The following is a 1,091-nucleotide window of genomic DNA, read 5'->3' as shown; positions in this document are numbered from 1 at the left end:
AAGTCGCCAGATGCTCTTTGTGCGGTATTGCCTAAGAGCAACAGCATGATTTTTAACCGGCGGACGGTCGGCAAAATGAAATCAGAATCCATTTTAGGAGAAAATAATGAAAAATTGGCAGGAACTTGCTGCGATTTGCAGGACGTGCAATTGCAGCGTGCAGTATGCAGAGCCACTTCGGAACCATACCACGTTCCGGATCGGCGGAGCCTGTAGTGCTTTCGTGAACGTGAATTCCGAAGAAACACTACGGCAGATACTCGGTCTGTGCCGTGACCGGAACTATCCCTATCTGGTATTGGGAAACGGCAGCAATATTCTGGCGGCAGACAGCGGCTATGCCGGCGTGATCCTGCATCTGGGAAAAGAATTTTCCCAGATTCGGCAGGACGGCACCACGCTGTACTGTGAAGCCGGAGCCACACTGGGCCGTATCGGCAAGTTCGCTCTGGAAGAATCTCTGACCGGCATGGAGTGCCTTGCCGGCATTCCGGGGACTGTGGGCGGTGCCCTGTACATGAACGCAGGGGCATACGGCGGCGAAATGGCAGACGTGATAGTTTCCGCACGCTGTATGGCACCGGACGGCACGATCTCTGTGGTACCAAAATCTGAAATGGAACTGGGCTACCGGAAAAGTATTTTCCGGCAGGACGGCAGAATCATTCTGGGTGTCACGCTTCAGCTGCAAAAGGGCAGCTATGGGGCGATCAAAGAGGAAATGGACTCTCTGCTGGGAAAGCGGCGGGCAAAACAGCCGCTGGAGCTGCCCAGTGCCGGCAGCACCTTTCAAAGACCGGTGGGCAATTATGCCTCATTTCTGATCGACCAGTGCGGTCTGAAAGGTGCCAGCGTCGGCGATGCACAGGTGAGCGTAAAGCATGCCGGCTTCGTGGTCAATACCGGCAAGGCAACTTGTCGCGATGTGCTGGAACTGTGCGATTTTGTAAAGCAGACCGTTCTGGAAAAAACCGGCTATCAGCTGGAATTGGAACCAGTCATTGTCGGAGATCCGGCAAAGCCGGCGAATATGCCGGAGCAGGAAGCTGTTGAGAAGTAAGGGCAATACCGCACAAAGATTGTGCGACAGA

At 54.2% G+C, this 1,091-nt stretch carries 1 protein-coding gene; it reads left to right on the top strand.

Features of this window, described 5'->3' with window-relative positions:
• Nucleotides 1-106: 106 nt before the first annotated feature.
• Complete coding sequence (gene murB, locus RUMCAL_RS00640; protein WP_021680435.1) at nucleotides 107-1,060, top strand: UDP-N-acetylmuramate dehydrogenase; 954 nt, start codon at nucleotides 107-109, stop codon at nucleotides 1,058-1,060.
• Nucleotides 1,061-1,091: the final 31 nt, after the last annotated feature.

It is taken from the genome of Ruminococcus callidus ATCC 27760 (genome assembly GCF_000468015.1).
Lineage (GTDB): Bacteria > Bacillota > Clostridia > Oscillospirales > Ruminococcaceae > Ruminococcus_C > Ruminococcus_C callidus.
This window is presented reverse-complemented; position numbering and strand designations above follow the sequence as displayed.